Genomic DNA, 16,408 nt, shown 5'->3' on the forward strand with positions numbered 1-16,408 from the left:
GGGCTCTCATCGGGCTGTGCCCGGAAGCGGTAGTTCGTCCCACGAATTTGTTACCGTGGGCCGATGAGCAAGCATGTTGACGGCCGGATCGGGACAGTGGCCGCGCTGGTGCGGTCCACGTTCCTGGTGAATGCCGTGTACGCCGATTCCGCCCGCGAGTACGGCCTCACCCAGCAGCAGGGCCAGCTGCTGTGCGTCCTGATGGCGCAGCCGTACGGCATGAGCGAACTGGGCGCGGTGCTCGGCCTGGCCAAGTCGAGCCTGAGCGGCCTGGTCGATCGCAGCGAGCGCAACGGCCTGGTCCAGCGCGAGCCGGACCCCCAGGACCACCGTGCGGTGAGGGTGGCGCTCACCGGGCAGGGCGCCAAGCTCGCCGACGAGTTCTACACCGAGACCTGCCGCCGCATCGAGGAGCTGACCTCGGGGTTCGCCCCGGAGGAGCACGACACGCTCGCCGCCCTGCTCGGCCGCGTCGTGACCGACAACAAGGCCCCCGTCGTCTTCATGGAACCGGATCACACGCGCTGAGCCCGAGAAGGAATTGCAGTTCGCGCCACGAACTAATATTGTTCGTGGCACGAACTCAACTTCCTCGCGGAAAGGCAGAGCATTGTCCGCACATGACATCGTCTTCGGTTTCGGCGCGCATTCCGGCATCGACGACATATCCGAGCTGCTGCGCATGGCCCAGCAGGCCGACCGGGACGGGCTTGACATCTTCACCCTGTCGGACCATCCCTACATCGGCGGGCGCCTGGACGCCTACGCCGCGCTCGGCTTCATCCTCGGGCGTACGGAGCACATCGCCGGCTTCGCCAACGTCACCAACCTGCCGACCCGGCCCGCTCCCATGCTGGCCAGGACCGTGACGTCGCTGTCGGCGCTGTCGGGAGGCCGGATCGTGCTCGGCATGGGCGCGGGCGGGTTGTGGGATCGCATCGCCGACATGGGGGTGCCGCGGCTGACGGCCGGCGACGCCGTGGACGCCTTCGAGGAGGCGATCGTCCTGGTCAAGCTGCTGTCGGGCGGCGGCCCTCCGGTCACCTACCAGGGCAGGCACTACCAGGTGAACCAGATCGAGCCCGCTCCCGTCGCCGCGCCTCCCGTGTGGACCGGATCGGTCGGCCCGAAATCCCTGGCCGCCACCGGCCGCGTGGCCGACGGCTGGATCCCCGGCCACGCGGCCGACTGGCTCAGCGAGCGCTACCGGACCTCGCGGCCCGTCATCGACGAGGCGGCGGCGGCCGTCGGCCGCGATCCGAGCGAGATCCGCACGGTCTTCAACTTCCCCGGACGCATCACCGACCGGCCGCTGCCCGCCACCCGCGACCGCGACGGCCGCTGGGTCGGCGGCTCCGTCGGACAGTGGGTCGAGGAACTGACCGGAGCCGTGCTGGAGCACGGCGCGTCGGGCTTCACGCTCTTCTCCGCCGGCCACGGCGCCCCCGACCTCACCTTCCTGGCCCGCTGGGCCCAGGAGATCGTCCCGTCCGTCCGCGAGGCGATCGCGAAGTAGTGCGACGCCGGTCGCATGCCGCTCCCCGGCGCTCACCGGTCCCCGGCCCCGCCGGGGGAAGGGAGCCCGCCGTCCCCCGCCCCGGCGCCGCCGATCAGCACCCCCTAATCGGCCCTGCCGTCCTTCACGGGGGCGGGGAAGGCCCGGAGAATGGCGGGACGGCAAGCATCATCGAGACATTGGTGGGCGCATGGCACTCCTGGGGCACGACCGCTACTGCGACGAGATCATCACTCAGACCGACCTGCTCAGGGAGCTCCTGAAGGGAGCCGACCTGTCCGCGGACGTGCCGACCTGCCCCGGCTGGACACTCGCCGGGCTCGTCCGGCACATCGGCGGCAATCTCCGCACCGGCGAGACGGCGGTCCGGACCGGGGAGACCATAGACGACCCCGGCAAGCAGGTCCCCGGCGTGGCGGGACCGGACGGCGACGATCCGGCCGAGCTGGACGCCTGGCTCGCCGAGGGGGCCGCGCGATACGCGGGCACGCTGCGCGAGGCGGGCCCCGACGCCGAGGCGCGGATCTGGACGTTCCAGGGGAGCACGGCCTTCTGGGTCCGCCGCGGGCTGCATGACCTGGCGATCCACCGCGCCGACGCGGCCGCCGCGGTGGGCGCCGGCTACACCCTCGCCCCCGAGGTGGCGGCCGACGCCGTCGACGAGCTGCTGGAGCTGTTCCGCGGCCAGCAGGCCGGCGGCTCCCCCGGCCTCGCGGAGCTGCGCGGCCCCGGCAGGAGCATCCATCTCCACGCGACCGACACCGGTGCCGAGCTGGACGCCGAGTGGCTCATCGAGTTCGGGGCGGACGGCTTCACCTGGCGTCGCGGCCACGCGAAGGCCACCGTCGCGCTGCGCGGCCCGCTCACCGATGTCCTGCGGGTCCTGTACCGGCGGCTGCCGGCGGACAGCGAGCGGGTGGAGGTGCTGGGCGAGGCGGCGCTGCTGGACTTCTGGCTGGAGCGGGCCTCTCTCGGCTGAGCCCGGCCGAGCGGGCCAGGAGCGGCTGCAACCAGGCGATGACCCGGTAGGTGCGCGATCCAGGTCCCTCCCATCGGATCGCCTCATCCCCCTGCGACGGATGGGACTACCGGTAGACGACAGCCGGCGCGGACGGTCCGCTCCTTCCGCTCGTCCGGCGGGCGAGAGTGGCCAGCAGCAGCAAGAACGCGGTCTGGGCGAGCATGCCGGGCGCGAGGGGCGGCGTGGGCCCCACCGACTTGGTGAGGGCGTACCACCAGCGGGAGAGGGCGGGGAGCGTCTCCCACGTGCCGGCGTTCCCCTGGTCGAGGAAGCCCGCCTCGTGGTTGGCGGCCACGTGGACGTAGACGCCGAACAGCGCCACCAGCAGTACGGCCGACGCGAGCCACCGGACCGCCATGATCACACGTGGGGAGTCGTGGAGCGCCGGCAGCACGACCCCTGCCGCGAGGAGGACCAGCGCGCCCCAGGGCAGGCACTGCTCCCAGGTCTGCCAGTGGCGTTCGGTGGCCAGCTCGAAGGCGGTGCCCAGGATGCTCAGCACGGTCAGGCCTATGAGACCACGGCGCAGGGTCACGGAGCCGCCGTTCAAGGTGTCAACGCCGATACGATCTTGTCTACCGTGCCCTGGCCCGGGTTGTACTTGGCGAGGTTCTCGCGCAGCGAGGTGAGGTCGCTGTCATCGACGGCGTAGGGCCGGTATTCGACGACCTCCTTCGCCCACCGTTCGGGGTTGGACACGCCGGCGGCTCTGAGCGCGGCGGCGATCTCGGCCTCGCCGGCGGTGTTCGCCGACACCCTCGCGGACTGGGTCGATCCGCTTGTGGCCGCCGCGGGGGCGGGCGCCTGCTCCGCCGGCGATCCGCCGCAGGCGGTGAGTGAGCCACAGGCGGCGAGTGCCGCCAGAGCCAGCTCCGTTTTCCCTGATTTCACCGTGATCCGTCCAGTGTGAAGTGCTTACCGGTCACTTTCAGACTGGCCACGTCTTCTCGGATCAACCTCTGTGCGGCATGAAAATCAGCTGAGAATGGCGGTGCTCTGGTGCGACGGATACACCGGGGGCCGCCGGTCGTGCGGGAGAACGCCCGCGCGTGACCGGCGCATGGGGTTGCCGACTCTCCGGACGGGGCGGCCGGGACCGGCTCACGCGGGGTAGGCGTGGGTCTCGGTGGCCTTGACCGAGGCCCAGACCCGCTGGCCGGGACTCAGGTCGAGATCGGCCACGGCGGCGGGGGTGACGTCGGCCGAGGCGGTGAGCGGCCCCTCCAGGTGGATGCGGACGTTGTCGCCGTGCCGTTCGATCCCCTCGATGCGGGCCTGCCACAGGTTGCGCGGGGTGCCGTCCGGGCGGGTGCGGTACAGGGCGACCGCCGCGGGCGAGAACGCGACGAACGCGGGACCGTCGAGGTGGTCGGCGACGCTGAGGAGCATGTCGCCGACCTTGACCTGCTGACCGGCGGCGGTGCCCCGATAGAGGTTGAGGCCGACCAGGCGGGCGACGTAGTCGGTGCGCGGGCGGCGGGCCACCTCGGCCGGGGTGCCCTGCTGGACGACCGCGCCGTTCTCGATGACCACCAGCCGGTCGGCGAGCACCATGGCGTCCAGCGGGTCGTGGGTGACCAGGACGACGGCGCCGTCGAAGTCTGCCAGGTGGCGGCGGAGCCGGGAGCGGATCTCCAGCCGGGTGTGGGCGTCGAGGGCGGCCAGCGGCTCGTCCAGCAGCAGCAGGCGCGGCTCCACGGCCAGGGCGCGGGCCAGGGCGACGCGCTGGGCCTGGCCGCCCGACAGCTGCCGGGGCCGGGCGTTCGCGTGCTCGGCCAGCCCGACGCGCCGCAGCCACGCGGCGGCCGTACGGCGCGCGTCGGCTCTGGCGGCGCCGTGGCAGCGCGGGCCGAAGGCGACGTTCTCCAGCGCGGACAGGTGCGGGAAGAGCAGGTAGTCCTGGAAGACCATGCCGATCGGACGGCGCTCGGCCGCGAACGTGTGCAGCGGGTCGCCGTCCAGGGTGATGTGGCCGCCGTCCAGGGCGGTGAGCCCGGCCAGGGCGCGCAGCGCGGTGGTCTTGCCCGCGCCGTTGGGGCCGAGCAGGGCGACGACCTGGCCGGAGGCGACCTCCAGGTCGATGTCCAGGCGGAAGCGGGGCCGGGCGACGACGAGACGGGCGCGCAGGGTCATGGGCCGGCCGTCCACTTGTCGCGCAAACCGGCCAGGATGGCGACGGAGACGGCCAGCAGGACGAGGCTGAGCACGATGGCCGCCTCGGGCTCGGTCTCCAGGGCGAGGTAGACGGCCAGCGGCATGGTCTGGGTCTGCCCGGGGAAGTTGCCGGCGAAGGTGATGGTGGCCCCGAACTCGCCCAGCGCGCGGGCCCAGCACAGGACGGCTCCCGCCATGACGCCCGGCGCGACCAGGGGCAGGGTGACGCGGCGGAAGATGACCCAGCGGGAGGCCCCCAGGGTGGCGGCGGCCTCCTCCAGCCGCAGGTCGGCGGCGCGCAGCGCGCCCTCGACGCTGATGACCAGGAACGGCATGGCGACGAACGCCTCGGCGATCACCACCCCGGCGGTGGTGAACGGCAGGGTGATGCCGAAGGTGGCATCCAGCCACTGGCCGATCAGCCCGCGCCGCCCCAGCACGAGCAGCAGCGCGACGCCCCCCACCACCGGAGGCAGCACGAGGGGGACGGTGATCAGCGCCCGCGCCAGGCGACGGCCGGGGAAGGCGACGCGGGCCAGCAGCCACGCCAGCGGCACGCCGAGCAGCAGGCACAGCAGCGTGGCCAGGGTCGCGGTCACCAGCGACAGCCGCAGCGCCTCCAGCACCTGCGGCTCGGCCAGCCGCCGGGCCAGGGTGGACCAGGGCGCGCGCACCAGCAGCCCGGCCAGCGGCAGCACCAGGAAGGCCAGGCCGAGCACGGCGGGCAGGACCAGCACCCACGGGAGGCGGCCCGCCGTACCGCCCTCCGGGCCGGAGCGGCGCGACGCGCCGTCCCGGCCGGCCGATGTCGTGAAAGGTGTCATGTCACTCAGGGAGCTTCGAAGCCGGCCCTGGTCAGCACGTCCTTGCCCTGCTGCGACAGGACCAGCTCGACGAACTGCCCGGCCCGCTCCGAAGAGGGCGCCTTGGACAGCACGGCGACCGGGTAGTCGTTGATCGCCTTGTCCGCCTCGGGGAAGTCGATGCCCTTGACCTTGCCGCCGGAGGCGAGCACGTCGGTCCTGTAGACCAGGGCGGCGTCCACCTCGCCGAGCGCCACCTTGGTCAGCGTGGCCTTGACGTCCTGCTCCAGGGTCACCGGGGTGACCTTGAGCCCGGCCGCGTCCAGCGCCTTGACCGCCGCCGCGCCGCACGGCACCTGGGCGGCGCACAGGGCGACCTTGACCTTCGGGTCCGCCAGGTCCGCCAGGCCGTCCACCCCGGCCGGGTTGTCGGCCGGGACGGCGATCTGCAGCTTGTTGCGCGCGAACACGTCCGGGCCGGTGGCCAGGGAGGCGTCGGTGACGGTCTTCATCGTGGCGGGGCTGGCGGCGGCGAACACGTCGGCCGGGGCGCCCTGGACGATCTGCTGGGCCAGCGTGGCGCTGGAACCGAAGTTGAACGTCACCGACGTACCCGGGTGGGCGGCCTCGAAGGTCTTGCCCAGCTCGCCGAACGTGCCGGTCAGCGACGCGGCGGCGAACACCGTCAACGTCGTGGCCTCACCACCGGCGGCGGAGGCCCCGGGGGCGTCCTGGCCGGCGCCGCACCCGGAGAGACCGGCGGCCAGCGTGAGGGCGAGCGGGACCGTGACGGTCCACCGGGAAAGACGCCTGAACAAGGGGGGCTCCTTACTGGCTCACCGCGCGGACGCGGTCGGGGATCTCCACGACGACGTTGGTGGACTTGATCACGGCGACCGCCACCACCCCCACCTCCAGGCCCAGCTCGTCGGCGGCCTGGCGGCTCATCAGCGACACCACCCGGTACGGCCCGGCGGCGATCTCCACCTGGGCCATCACCGCGTCCTTGATCACCTCGGTCACGATCCCGCGGAAGCGGTTACGCGCCGAGGAGTGCCCCGAGCCGTTCTCCGCCTCGATCTGCGAGCGCGCGAACGCCGCCAGATCCGCGCCCGCCACCGTCCGGTGGCCGTGCTCGTCCCGGCGGGCCGGAAGCCGACCCGCGTCGACCCATCGGCGGACGGTGTCGGAGCTGACCCCGAGCAGCGCGGCGGCCTCACTGATCCGAAACGTCGTCACGAACGACCACCATACCTTTGCATATTCAGGTCCTGATACCCATATTTCATAGCAATCACGTGGCGGCTCTCCATATCCCCATCGCATCTGCGGGACCGAAGAGAGCGGCCGTCTCCGTGCACTCGGGCTCCTTCATCCTCTCCCGAGCCCTCCCCCCGGATGCGAGTTAGCCTGGAATGGTGAGCATCACCGCTGGTAGCCATGCCTTGGGGCCCGAGTCCGGCCGGCTCCTCGTCAACACGACCCGCACCGGACTGGGCGCGAAGGCCGGTCATGATCTCACCATCGAGGTCACCCGCTGGCGCGGCGACGCCACGATCGACATCGCCGACCCGGCCGGCTCCTCGGTGACCGTCGAGGCCGACGCCGGGTCGTTCGAGGTCCGGGAGGGGACCGGCGGCGTGAAGCCGCTCAGCGACTCCGATCGCCGGGAGATCAAGAGGATCCTCCAGGAGAAGATCCTTCACGTCGAGAGCCACCCGGCGATCACGTTCCGGTCGACGCGGGTCAGCGGGACCGCGGAGTCGTTCCGCGTCGAGGGCGAGCTCACCATCGTCGGCGTCACCCGGCCCGTCACGGTGCAGGGCGTGCTGGCCGAGGGCCGCGCACGCGGTTCGGCGGCCATCGCGCAGACCCGATGGGGGATCCGGCCCTACTCGGCGTTCTTCGGCACGCTCAAACTCAGCGACGAGGTCGAGGTGCGCTTCGACGTCGGCCTCGCCCCCGCACCGGAGCGGTGACCCCGGCCGGGCGGAGCCGGTCCGCACGCGTTTGCGGGAAGGGCGTGCGCGCTTCGGGGGAATCCGCATGTGCTCCTGGGAAGGGCGTGCGCGCTTCGGGAGAATCCGCATGTGCTCCCGGGAAGGGCGTGCGCGCTTCGGAGTCCGTGCACCGCCGGCGCCGCCGGGACGGTGTCTACAACCTCTCCACCCGGCGCAGGAACCCGCGCGCGTCCAGGAAGTCGGCGAGCGACTGGCGGTGCTCCTCGCAGGCCACCCAGGTCTTCTCCCGCTCAGGCGGGTGAATCCGAGGATTGTTCCAGATCAGGGCATACAACGCCGCTGCCCGGCAGCCCTTCGCCGAGCAGACCACCGGCTCCGCCTGCTCCACCTGCTCGCTCATCCGCGGCGTCCCTCCGCCCGCGAGACGGCGGTCCGGCGGCGCCGCCCGCGGGTCCGGGCCGCAGGGAGAACCTTCGGGTGAAGCGTCGACTCGTCCACGGGCTCAGCCTGCCATGCCGGCGGGGAACACGGCCACGGCGGGTCCGGGCGCGGTCCGGTGCGACGGCCCGGAGGCCGAGGCGGCCGCGCAGCCCGGCGGCACGGCGCCGGGAGGCGCGGTCGTGTCCTACGCGGCCGAGTCTCCGGTCCAGACGTCGACGAAATCGAGCATCGTCACGGGCGGCTCGGGCGGGCGGAAGCCCAGCGCCTGGGTGACCACCCGGTCGACGACCGGATGGAGGCGTTTGTCCACGAAATCGAGGTAGGCCTCTTTGGACTCCCACACCTCCACGTAGCGCAGTCCCTGGTCGGTGTTGTGGGCAAGGTGAAGGATCATGCCGGGCGGCGAATCGGGGCCCAGCTCGTCCTTGATCCGGGCGTAGGTGTCGGGGCCGATCGGGACTTCGTAGGTGAACGCGTACGACATCGCGGCTCTTCCGTAATTTGATCCGAGACTATCTCGGATCAATAATGCGAGCATGACCGCTGACGACAAACGCGTCAAGAGGCGCTACGACACGAGCCTGCGACAGGCGACCGCGGGCCGTACCAGGCAGGCCATCCTCGACGCGGCCACCGCGCTGTTCCTCGAACGGGGCTACGCGACCACCACCATGGCCGCCGTCGCCGGGCGCGCCGGGGTCAACACCGACACCGTCTACGCCTCGGTCGGCGCCAAACCCGCGCTCTTCCGCCTCCTCGTCGAGGCGGCGATCTCCGGAGAGGACCACGCGGTGCCCGCTCCGGAGCGCGACTACGTGAAGGACATCCGGGCCCAGCCCGACCCGGCACGCAAGCTGGCCGTCTACGCGGCCGCGATGAGCCGGATCCACGCCCGGCTCGGGCCGCTGTTCGGCGTGCTGCAGACGGCCGCGCCGGCCTCACCCGAACTCGCCGAGCTGTGGCACGAGATCGCGGAACGGCGTGCCGCCAACATGCGCCTCCTGGCCGCCGACCTGGCGACGACGGGCCGGCTGAGGATCGAGGTCGAAGAAGCGGCGGACGTCATCTGGGCGACCAACTCCCCCGAGCTCTACCTTCTTCTCGTCCGCGACCGCCGGTGGACGCGCGAGCATTACGAGCGATGGCTCGCCGATTCCTGGTGCCGGCTCCTGCTCGCCTGATCCCTGACCTCGTCGACGGCGGCGGCACCGCCGATGTCGCGGCCGGACGCGAGCACCGCGACAGCGGCGGTGCCGGGCGGGACGCGTCCGGAGAGCGAGCCCCGCCCGGCGGTGGATCAGAGCTCGCCGCTCTCGATCGCCTGCTTGAGGGCCGCCTGCGTCTGCTCATGGGAGGCGACGCCGTTCGTGACGACGAAATCGATCAGCGAGGTGTCCGCGTCGAAGATGAGACGCTCGGTGACCTCGGTCTTCCCGTTGTCCAGCTCCTTGAAGACGATTTTCTGGTGCGTGACGACGCCGGGCAGCGACCAGGTGTCCGTCTCGTACCTGAGGCCGGCGTGGTCAATGCGCTGTTGCGCGTGTGTCTTGCTGGTGACGATCGTGCCCTGGTACGGGATCTCCTCGATGGCCGTGAAGTCGATGGTGCGCGTGCCGGCCTGAGACCGGTCGTCGTGGGTGACGACTCGCTTCAGGAACGAATGCATGCCGATGTGATGGTTGATATCCGAATACGCGGCGAACACGTGTTCCACCGGGGCGTCGATCTCGATTGAGATGCTGGCCTTGTCCCGGCTCCGCCCCGACCCCGGAAGGGGAGGGGGTGTGGAGTCGTAGAACCTGTAGGTGTCCCAAGCGGTCTGCCACTCGGCGGCGAGCTCGGCGTCGCTCTGGGGGACGTCGGCGCGGGCAGGGCCGGAGAAGGCGGTGAGAACGAGGGCCGCGGCGAACAGCGGGGTAGCAAGAAGTCGAAGGAGCTTCTTCACATGTACCTCAAAAAGAGATGATAAGGACAAATGATCTTTTATCGCATGTCATCGTGATTTAGAACCCTCGGCCCCTCTGAAAACGCCCGGCCCTGCGAAGTGACGCCTCCCCGGGGCGGATCTATCGCTGTTCCGCGAGCCACTCGTCGAAGGTGGTCGGCGCGATCCGCGCACCCTCGCCGGGCAGCAGCACGTTGCCGGCCATCGCCAGGCCGAACCTTGCCGACCACGTCGGGACGAGCCTCACCGCGCGGCCGCGCGCCTCGTTGGTGCGCCGGGCCATGTCCACCAGGTCCTGCGGCTCGGGCCCGGCGACATCGGCGTAACATCCCTGCGGCTCGCCCACCGCGATCTCGGCGAGGATGTCGGCCACGTCCGCGGGCGCGACCGGCTGCACGAGCAGCGGCGCGATCATGGCGACACCGTCCTGCTCGGTCCAGCCCGCCACCATCTCGGCGAAGTCGTGGAACTGGGTGGCCGGGACGACCGTCCACGGCACCGGCCCCGCGGCCACGAGGCGCTCCTGCTCCCGTTTGCCGGCGTAGTGCGCGTTGCCCTCGACGCGATGGATCCCGACGATCGACAGCAGCACGTGGTGACGGACACCGGCCCGCTCCTCGGCGGCGAGCAGGTTCCGCGTGGCGGTGCCGAAGTACGCCACCGTCTCGGCCTCGCCGACCGCCGGCCCGTTGGTCACGTCGACGACCGCCTCGGCACCGGCCAGGGCGTCGTCGAGCCCGTCACCGGTCGACAGGTCCACGCCGAGGGAGCGGCTGATGCGTACGACGTCGTGCCCGCCCCGTTCGAGGACGGCGACGGTGAGGGCCCCGATGTTCCCGGTCGCGCCGGCGACTGCGATCCGCATGATGATCTCTCCTTCTGCTCGCTGTCGAGCAGACAGTATCATGGACTAAAGAGGTCCATAATATCTGCGATAGACTCGGGGCGTGAAGCTGCCTGTGAGCACCGAATGGGTTCTGCACTGCGCCACGACGCTGGCCCAGCTCGATCCGGGAGCCAGCGCGTCGGCGGCACAGCTCGCGCAGTACTACGACCTCCCGGCGGCCTATCTCACCAAGCAGCTGAAGTCGCTCGTCAGAGCCGGCCTGCTGGCCGCGACCACGGGCCCGCGGGGAGGATTCCGGCTCGCGCGGCCCGCCTCCGAGATCACGCTCCTGCAGATCGTCGAGGCAGTCGACGGCACGTCCCCACCGTATGAGTGCCGCGAGATCCGCCAGCAGGGACGGGGAGCGCTGGCCCCCGAGGAGTGCCGCCGCACCTGCATCCTCGCCGAGAAGATGGCCGACGCACACGAGGCGTGGCGACGCACCCTTGCCGAGGTCACCCTCGCCGGCATCCTCGCCGCGCTGCCCCCGTCGGCGCCGTCCCGCACCCGGCGGCGCCTGGCGGGGACGGCGTAGTCCGTCCACGGCCCTCAAGACACGTCCACGCCCTCCGGGACACGTCCACCGCCCCTCAAGACACGTCCACGCCCTCCGGGACACATCCACCGCCCCTCAAGACACGTCCACGCCCTCCGGGACACGTCCACCGCCCCTCAAGACACGTCCACGCCCTCCGGGACACATCCACCGCCCCTCAAGACACGTCCACGCCCCCCCGGGACACATCCACCGCCCCTCAAGACACGTCCACGCCCCCGGGACATCAGTAGCTGAAGGTGGTCGCGCCCTCGTCGCCGATCCACTGCCACATGGGGACGGTGCCGCCCAGCTCCGCGCCCTCGACGAGCCGCCGCCTGTCGAGCGCGCGGGCCTCGAAGCAGATCGGGCATCCCAGGTAGCGTCCGCCATGGCCAGGTCCAGGCCGCGCCGGGCCTCCTCCGCGGCACGCCCGGCGTCGCCGTACCACAGGAAGCACTCCGAGCGGGCCGCCGCGACCGGGCAGACCCGCTGCACCTCACCGGTGCGTTCGAGCCTGGCGGGCGGCCTCGTCCAGCGTGGCCGGCGCCTCGGGCTCGCCGCGAGCCGCCCGGATCCGGCCCCGCGCCACCAGCGCGGGAACCACGGCGACCCCGCCCCGGACCGGCCGGTCCAGCGCCGCGTCCGCGTCGGCCAGCGCGCCGGTCCAGTTGCGGCCGGGGCCGGGGCCGGACCCCCGGCCTTCCGCCTCCCGGGCGCGGCAACCGCCGGTTCGACGGCCGGTCCTGTCGTGGGCGGTTGCTAGCCTCCGGCCATGTTGAAGATCGGAGACACCGCAGCCGTGCTCCTGCCGCTGGGGGGATACGGCGCCTGCCAGGTGAGCGGGATCGACGCCGACGGCTGGGTGACGGTGTGCGTGCTCGACTGGCGCTCCGACGCGATGCCAACGCTGGACGACCTGTCCTCGGCGGGTCCCCTGCTCCGCGACCACCACAGCTGGTCGGCGGAGCCGGAGGCCCTCAGGATCGACGGCTCCGATGCCCCACCGCCTGATTTCGTATGGCTCGGACATCTGCCGATTCACCCGGACGTCCCGCGCGAGATCGATTCCCTCGGTGGCTGGGAAGGCCTGCCGCTGCAGATCGCCCACCAGAGGCGATGGGCCCTGCAGGTGCCCGCGGAGGCCAAGGCGGCCTACAAGAACTCCGCCAGAGGCCCGGTCGTGGTCGATCTCGGTGATGCGCCGCAGACCATGGACGCCACGACGTCGAGGCTCGACCTTCCGGCTCATCTCGCGGAGGTCCGCTGGTCGGGCCTGGACGCGCTGCCACGCCTGACCGCTCTGGGATGGTCCGGGGCCGATCGCGGCCTCTCCGAGGCCGTCGCCGGTCGGCCCATGATCCAGTCTCTGATCTGGGAGTCCCCACCGGCCGTCGTGGATCTGAGCACGACGCACCTGACCGAGCTCGTCATCCGGGGCTCCGGGCTGCGGCACCTCCGTCTCCCGCCCGGCCTGATGGATCTCCGGCTGACCGCCGAGCCACCCGAGGTTGTCGAGGCGGCCGAGGAGGGCCGATGGATCCAGCTCACCATGACCTCACCCGCTCCCGTCCCGAGCGGCCTGCATGGGATCCGTGACCTCGACCTGCGGGTGACAGACGACCTGTCCATGGCCGCGCTGGGCGCCCTGACCGATCTGGAGTCGTTGCAGATCTGGTGGTCCCGACCGTACGGCCGGCTGCTGGACGCCGCCGGCCCGGGCCTATTGCAGCGGTTGCACACCCTGCGGCTCACCGACGCGTACGGCGTCGACTCGTCCTCCCTGCCACTCCCCGCGCCGTCCCTGCGCCGCCTGGACCTCGCAGGGATCCGGCGCAGCCAGGTCAAACCGATCAAGGCCCGCTACAAGGACTCGCCCGTGTGCGTGACCATCCGGGGCGCCAAGTCCGACACCTGGCTGGCGGCCAATGTCGACAACCCGCTGCGTGACTGGGCCGACGACGACGGACGGGCGGGCGCCGCCGCGTGCAAGGCCTACGCGTCCGCACTTCGCGCCATCGAACGCCTGCCTGCCGGCGATCCCACCACGGCGGCCGGCGCGCGGCCGATCCTCCAGGGCCTCGTCGAGAAACTGAACGCGATCGACGGACGCCACGAGATCATCGACACGGTCAGACGAGAGGAGGCCGCGGACGCGTTCTTCGAGCTGGCGCGGCGCGCCGGTGTCCCGGACTCCGAGACGGCCGCCTGGTTCGACGAGTGGCGCGACTTCTAGGACCGCGGCAGTCGGGCGTGTCAGACGGAGCGTCTTGAAAGCAGATGTCAGACGGAGCGCCTTGGAAGGCCTTGGATGACGGAGCGCCTTGGAAGCAGGTGTGCGTGACGCGGGGCCGGCCCCGCCGCGACACCGGCCCGCCATCGGACCGGGGCCATCGGCGAGGCCAACGGACTCGATGGGACTCCTTATGGATAATCCAGAACGGAACCAGTTGCTACGCTGGAGGCATGACCGCCATGGCACCTGCTCGCACTCAGCCGGACCTGTCGTTCCTGTTGGACCACGCCGGCCACGTCCTGAGAACCCGGATGGCGGCTGCGCTCGCCGAGATCGGGCTGACGGCGCGCATGCACTGCGTGCTGGTTCACGCCCTGGAAGAGGAGCGGACCCAGATCCAGCTCGCCGAGATCGGCGACATGGACAAGACCACGATGGTGGTCACGGTCGACGCCCTGGAGAAGGCGGGACTCGCCGAGCGACGCCCGTCCAGGACGGACCGGCGGGCCCGGATCATCGCGGTCACCGAGAAGGGCGCGGAGGTCGCGCGGCAGAGCCAGGAGATCGTCGACGGCGTGCACAGGGCCGCCCTGGGCGCGCTGCCCGGAAACGAGGGCGAGGCGCTCGTGCGGGCCATGAACCACCTGGTGACGGGGCATCTGGCCACCCCCGCCGAGGCGCCGCAAGGGGTCCGGCGGGCACGGCAGCACACAAAATGAATCCATAAGGGATCGTCTACAACAAAACTATCTGCTACGGTCACTCTTGTTGCTTTCCGACAGGAGATGGCCATGTCGCACACCACACTTTCCTTCCGACCGACCCGCACCGGCACGGCGCGATCGCGCTGGCTGGCGCTCACCGTGCTGTCCGCCACGATGCTGATGACGATCCTGGACGGCAGCATCGTGACCGTGGCGATGCCGGCCATCCAGCGGGACCTGGGCTTCTCGCCCGCCGGGCTCAGCTGGACCGTCAACGCCTATCTGATCGCCTTCGGCGGGCTGCTCCTCCTGGCCGGACGGCTGGGCGACCTCATCGGCCGCAAGGCCATGTTCCTGGCAGGCAACGCGGTCTTCACCGCCGCATCGCTGCTGGCCGGAGCGGCCACCGGCCCCGGCATGCTGATCGCCGCCCGGTTCCTGCAGGGCGTCGGCAGCGCCATGGCCTCCGCGGTCGTTCTGGGCATCCTGGTGACGTTGTTCACCGAGGCCGGGGAGCGCGCGAAGGCGATCGGCATCTTCAGCTTCACCGGCGCCGCCGGAGCCTCGATCGGCCAGGTCCTGGGCGGGGTCCTCACCGACGCCCTCAGCTGGCACTGGATCTTCTTCATCAACCTGCCGATCGGGCTGGCCACGATCGCGCTGGCGGTCCGGGTGCTGCCGGGCGAGCGTGGGGCCGGACTCGCCGCCGGGGCCGACGTCATCGGCGCCGTGCTGGTCACCGGCGGGCTGATGCTGGGCATCTACACCGTGGTCAAGATCGAGCAGTACGGCTGGCTCGCGGCACACACCCTCGGCCTCGGCGCGGTGTCGCTGGCCCTGCTGGCCGCGTTCGTCGCCCGTCAGGCGACCGCCAAGACCCCGCTGATGCCCCTGCGGATCTTCCGCTCGCGCAACGTCTCCGGCGCGAACCTGGTCCAGATGCTGACGCTGTCGGCCATGTTCGCCTTCCAGATCATCGTCGCGCTCTACATGCAGAAGGTGCTCGGCTACGGCGCGCTCGACACCGGCCTGGCGATGCTCCCCGCGGCGGTGGCCATCGGCGGCGTGTCCCTGTTCGTCTCCGCCCGGCTCAACACCCGCTTCGGCGAGCGAGCCGTCCTGCTGACGGGCCTGGCGCTCCTGCTCGGGGCGATGGGCTGGCTCACCCGCGTCCCGGTGAACGCGGACTACGTCACCGACCTGCTCCCGGTGATGCTGCTCATCGCGGGTGGCGGGTTGGTGCTCCCGGCGTTGACCACGCTCGGCATGTCCGGCGCCCGGGCCGACGACGCGGGCCTGGCCTCCGGGCTGTTCAACACCACCCAGCAGATCGGCATGGCCATCGGCGTCGCGGTGCTGTCCACGCTGGCCGCCTCGCGTACCGATGAGCTGCTGTCCGCCGGCAGCGACGAGGCGTCCGCGCTGACCGGCGGCTACCACCTGGCCTTCGGCGTCGCCGCCGCCCTGCTCGTGGCCGCCTTCGCCGTCGCGCTCCTCGTGCTGCGCCACTCCGGACAGGGCGCAGCCGCCCAGGACACGGCCCCCGCCGAGCCGGCGGTCCGCTGAACCGGCTGACCGCCGCCACAACCAGCTCAACCACACAGAGTAGACAGGGATTGATTCAGATGACCACGCTCACCACCACGGACGAGAACGAGCCGGGCTCCGGCCCCGCGCCGCGGATCCTTACCGACGAGGAACTGGCGAACCTGCTCAGCGAGCAGCAGTTCGGCGTGCTGGCGACCGTGAAGCGCAGCGGTCACCCTCACATGTCCACCGTCCTCTACCACTGGAATCCAGACGAGCGGATCGTACGGATCTCCACGACGGCCGACCGCCTCAAGGCGCGTCACGTACGCAACAATCCCCGCCTCGCGCTGCACGTGAACGGGCCGGACATCTGGTCGTTCGCCGTCGCGGAGGGCGATGCGGAGGTGTCAGAGGCCACGACCGAGCCCGGGGACACGGTCGGCCGGGAGTTGCTGTCCCTCACCCCGGGTTTCCAGGACCCGGCACAGGAGGCGGCGTTCCTCAGGCAGGCGGTGAAGGAACGACGCGTGGTGATCAGGCTTCGGGTGTCACGCCTGTATGGCACCGCCCTGGACATCTCCGGCTAGGAAGGCGGGGGTGCTACCGCTTCACTGTCCGGCCGTGGCCCGGCCGGACAGTCGCGGGCGCCGGCGAGCTGCACCATCCTGGCACGCGG

The 16,408-nt window shown here is 71.3% G+C and carries 21 protein-coding genes; 10 read left to right on the plus strand and 11 right to left on the minus strand.

Features of this window, described 5'->3' with window-relative positions:
- The first annotated feature begins 63 nt into the window (after window positions 1-63).
- The 3 genes from SROS_RS43585 (at window position 64) to SROS_RS43595 (ending at window position 2,495) form a co-directional block, all read left to right on the plus strand.
- Window positions 64-528, plus strand: a complete 465-nt coding sequence (locus SROS_RS43585; protein ID WP_012895382.1) for a MarR family winged helix-turn-helix transcriptional regulator — start codon at window positions 64-66, stop codon at window positions 526-528.
- An 82-nt stretch (window positions 529-610) separates the two neighbouring features.
- Window positions 611-1,516, plus strand: a complete 906-nt coding sequence (locus tag SROS_RS43590; protein WP_012895383.1) for an LLM class flavin-dependent oxidoreductase — start codon at window positions 611-613, stop codon at window positions 1,514-1,516.
- Window positions 1,517-1,706: 190 nt separating this feature from the next.
- A complete protein-coding gene (locus SROS_RS43595) occupies window positions 1,707-2,495 on the plus strand; it encodes a maleylpyruvate isomerase family mycothiol-dependent enzyme (protein WP_012895384.1) in 789 nt (262 codons plus the stop codon).
- 106 nt (window positions 2,496-2,601) lie between these two features.
- Here SROS_RS43595 and SROS_RS43600 read toward each other — a convergent pair whose 3' ends face one another.
- The 6 genes from SROS_RS43600 to SROS_RS43625 form a co-directional block, all read right to left on the minus strand.
- A complete protein-coding gene (locus SROS_RS43600; protein WP_012895385.1) occupies window positions 2,602-3,072 on the minus strand; it encodes a hypothetical protein in 471 nt (156 codons plus the stop codon).
- An 11-nt stretch (window positions 3,073-3,083) separates the two neighbouring features.
- Window positions 3,084-3,428 (minus strand): hypothetical protein, encoded by a 345-nt coding sequence (locus SROS_RS43605; protein WP_012895386.1) that lies wholly within the window; start codon window positions 3,426-3,428, stop codon window positions 3,084-3,086.
- A gap of 210 nt (window positions 3,429-3,638) precedes the next feature.
- Window positions 3,639-4,670 carry an ABC transporter ATP-binding protein gene (locus tag SROS_RS43610; protein ID WP_012895387.1) on the minus strand — a complete coding sequence of 344 codons (1,032 nt, stop codon included), beginning with the start codon at window positions 4,668-4,670 and terminating at the stop codon, window positions 3,639-3,641.
- Window positions 4,667-5,515, minus strand: coding sequence for an ABC transporter permease (locus SROS_RS43615; protein ID WP_012895388.1), 849 nt, complete (start codon window positions 5,513-5,515; stop codon window positions 4,667-4,669). Before SROS_RS43615 ends, SROS_RS43610 begins: the two co-directional genes overlap by 4 nt.
- A 5-nt stretch (window positions 5,516-5,520) precedes the next feature.
- Window positions 5,521-6,312 carry a molybdate ABC transporter substrate-binding protein gene (gene modA / locus SROS_RS43620; RefSeq protein WP_012895389.1) on the minus strand — a complete coding sequence of 264 codons (792 nt, stop codon included), beginning with the start codon at window positions 6,310-6,312 and terminating at the stop codon, window positions 5,521-5,523.
- Between the two features lie 10 nt (window positions 6,313-6,322).
- Window positions 6,323-6,733, minus strand: coding sequence for a TOBE domain-containing protein (locus SROS_RS43625; protein ID WP_012895390.1), 411 nt, complete (start codon window positions 6,731-6,733; stop codon window positions 6,323-6,325).
- A 176-nt stretch (window positions 6,734-6,909) separates the two neighbouring features.
- Between SROS_RS43625 and SROS_RS43630 the strand changes: the two genes are divergently transcribed.
- Window positions 6,910-7,473 (plus strand): YceI family protein, encoded by a 564-nt coding sequence (locus tag SROS_RS43630; protein ID WP_012895391.1) that lies wholly within the window; start codon window positions 6,910-6,912, stop codon window positions 7,471-7,473.
- A 175-nt stretch (window positions 7,474-7,648) separates the two neighbouring features.
- Here SROS_RS43630 and SROS_RS43635 read toward each other — a convergent pair whose 3' ends face one another.
- Both SROS_RS43635 and SROS_RS43640 read right to left on the minus strand, forming a co-directional pair.
- Window positions 7,649-7,855, minus strand: coding sequence for a hypothetical protein (locus SROS_RS43635; protein WP_012895392.1), 207 nt, complete (start codon window positions 7,853-7,855; stop codon window positions 7,649-7,651).
- 225 nt (window positions 7,856-8,080) lie between these two features.
- The gene (locus SROS_RS43640; protein ID WP_012895393.1) at window positions 8,081-8,380 is read right to left on the minus strand and encodes a hypothetical protein; all 300 of its coding nucleotides are present in this window, start codon (window positions 8,378-8,380) and stop codon (window positions 8,081-8,083) included.
- Between the two features lie 52 nt (window positions 8,381-8,432).
- Between SROS_RS43640 and SROS_RS43645 the strand changes: the two genes are divergently transcribed.
- The gene (locus tag SROS_RS43645; RefSeq protein WP_012895394.1) at window positions 8,433-9,077 is read left to right on the plus strand and encodes a TetR/AcrR family transcriptional regulator; all 645 of its coding nucleotides are present in this window, start codon (window positions 8,433-8,435) and stop codon (window positions 9,075-9,077) included.
- Between the two features lie 116 nt (window positions 9,078-9,193).
- Here the strand turns inward: SROS_RS43645 and SROS_RS43650 are convergent, their stop codons facing one another.
- Together SROS_RS43650 and SROS_RS43655 are read right to left on the minus strand one after the other, a co-directional pair.
- Window positions 9,194-9,841, minus strand: a complete 648-nt coding sequence (locus SROS_RS43650) for an SRPBCC family protein (RefSeq protein WP_012895395.1) — start codon at window positions 9,839-9,841, stop codon at window positions 9,194-9,196.
- A gap of 121 nt (window positions 9,842-9,962) precedes the next feature.
- A complete protein-coding gene (locus SROS_RS43655) occupies window positions 9,963-10,706 on the minus strand; it encodes an SDR family oxidoreductase (RefSeq protein WP_012895396.1) in 744 nt (247 codons plus the stop codon).
- Between the two features lie 82 nt (window positions 10,707-10,788).
- On the opposite strand from SROS_RS43655, the gene SROS_RS43660 reads away from it, so the two are divergent.
- Complete coding sequence (locus SROS_RS43660; RefSeq protein ID WP_012895397.1) at window positions 10,789-11,262, plus strand: RrF2 family transcriptional regulator; 474 nt, start codon at window positions 10,789-10,791, stop codon at window positions 11,260-11,262.
- A gap of 247 nt (window positions 11,263-11,509) precedes the next feature.
- Here the strand turns inward: SROS_RS43660 and SROS_RS43665 are convergent, their stop codons facing one another.
- Complete coding sequence (locus SROS_RS43665) at window positions 11,510-11,713, minus strand: hypothetical protein (RefSeq protein WP_218919779.1); 204 nt, start codon at window positions 11,711-11,713, stop codon at window positions 11,510-11,512.
- Window positions 11,714-12,037: 324 nt separating this feature from the next.
- Between SROS_RS43665 and SROS_RS43670 the strand changes: the two genes are divergently transcribed.
- The 4 genes from SROS_RS43670 to SROS_RS43685 all read left to right on the plus strand — a co-directional run bounded on the left by SROS_RS43670 (window position 12,038) and on the right by SROS_RS43685 (window position 16,319).
- Window positions 12,038-13,498 carry a hypothetical protein gene (locus SROS_RS43670; protein ID WP_012895398.1) on the plus strand — a complete coding sequence of 487 codons (1,461 nt, stop codon included), beginning with the start codon at window positions 12,038-12,040 and terminating at the stop codon, window positions 13,496-13,498.
- Between the two features lie 230 nt (window positions 13,499-13,728).
- A complete protein-coding gene (locus tag SROS_RS43675; RefSeq protein WP_043654180.1) occupies window positions 13,729-14,217 on the plus strand; it encodes a MarR family winged helix-turn-helix transcriptional regulator in 489 nt (162 codons plus the stop codon).
- 72 nt (window positions 14,218-14,289) lie between these two features.
- A complete protein-coding gene (locus SROS_RS43680; protein ID WP_012895400.1) occupies window positions 14,290-15,768 on the plus strand; it encodes a DHA2 family efflux MFS transporter permease subunit in 1,479 nt (492 codons plus the stop codon).
- A gap of 59 nt (window positions 15,769-15,827) precedes the next feature.
- Window positions 15,828-16,319 carry a PPOX class F420-dependent oxidoreductase gene (locus SROS_RS43685; RefSeq protein ID WP_012895401.1) on the plus strand — a complete coding sequence of 164 codons (492 nt, stop codon included), beginning with the start codon at window positions 15,828-15,830 and terminating at the stop codon, window positions 16,317-16,319.
- Window positions 16,320-16,408: the final 89 nt, after the last annotated feature.

The sequence above is a fragment of the Streptosporangium roseum DSM 43021 genome, assembly GCF_000024865.1.
GTDB lineage: Bacteria > Actinomycetota > Actinomycetes > Streptosporangiales > Streptosporangiaceae > Streptosporangium > Streptosporangium roseum.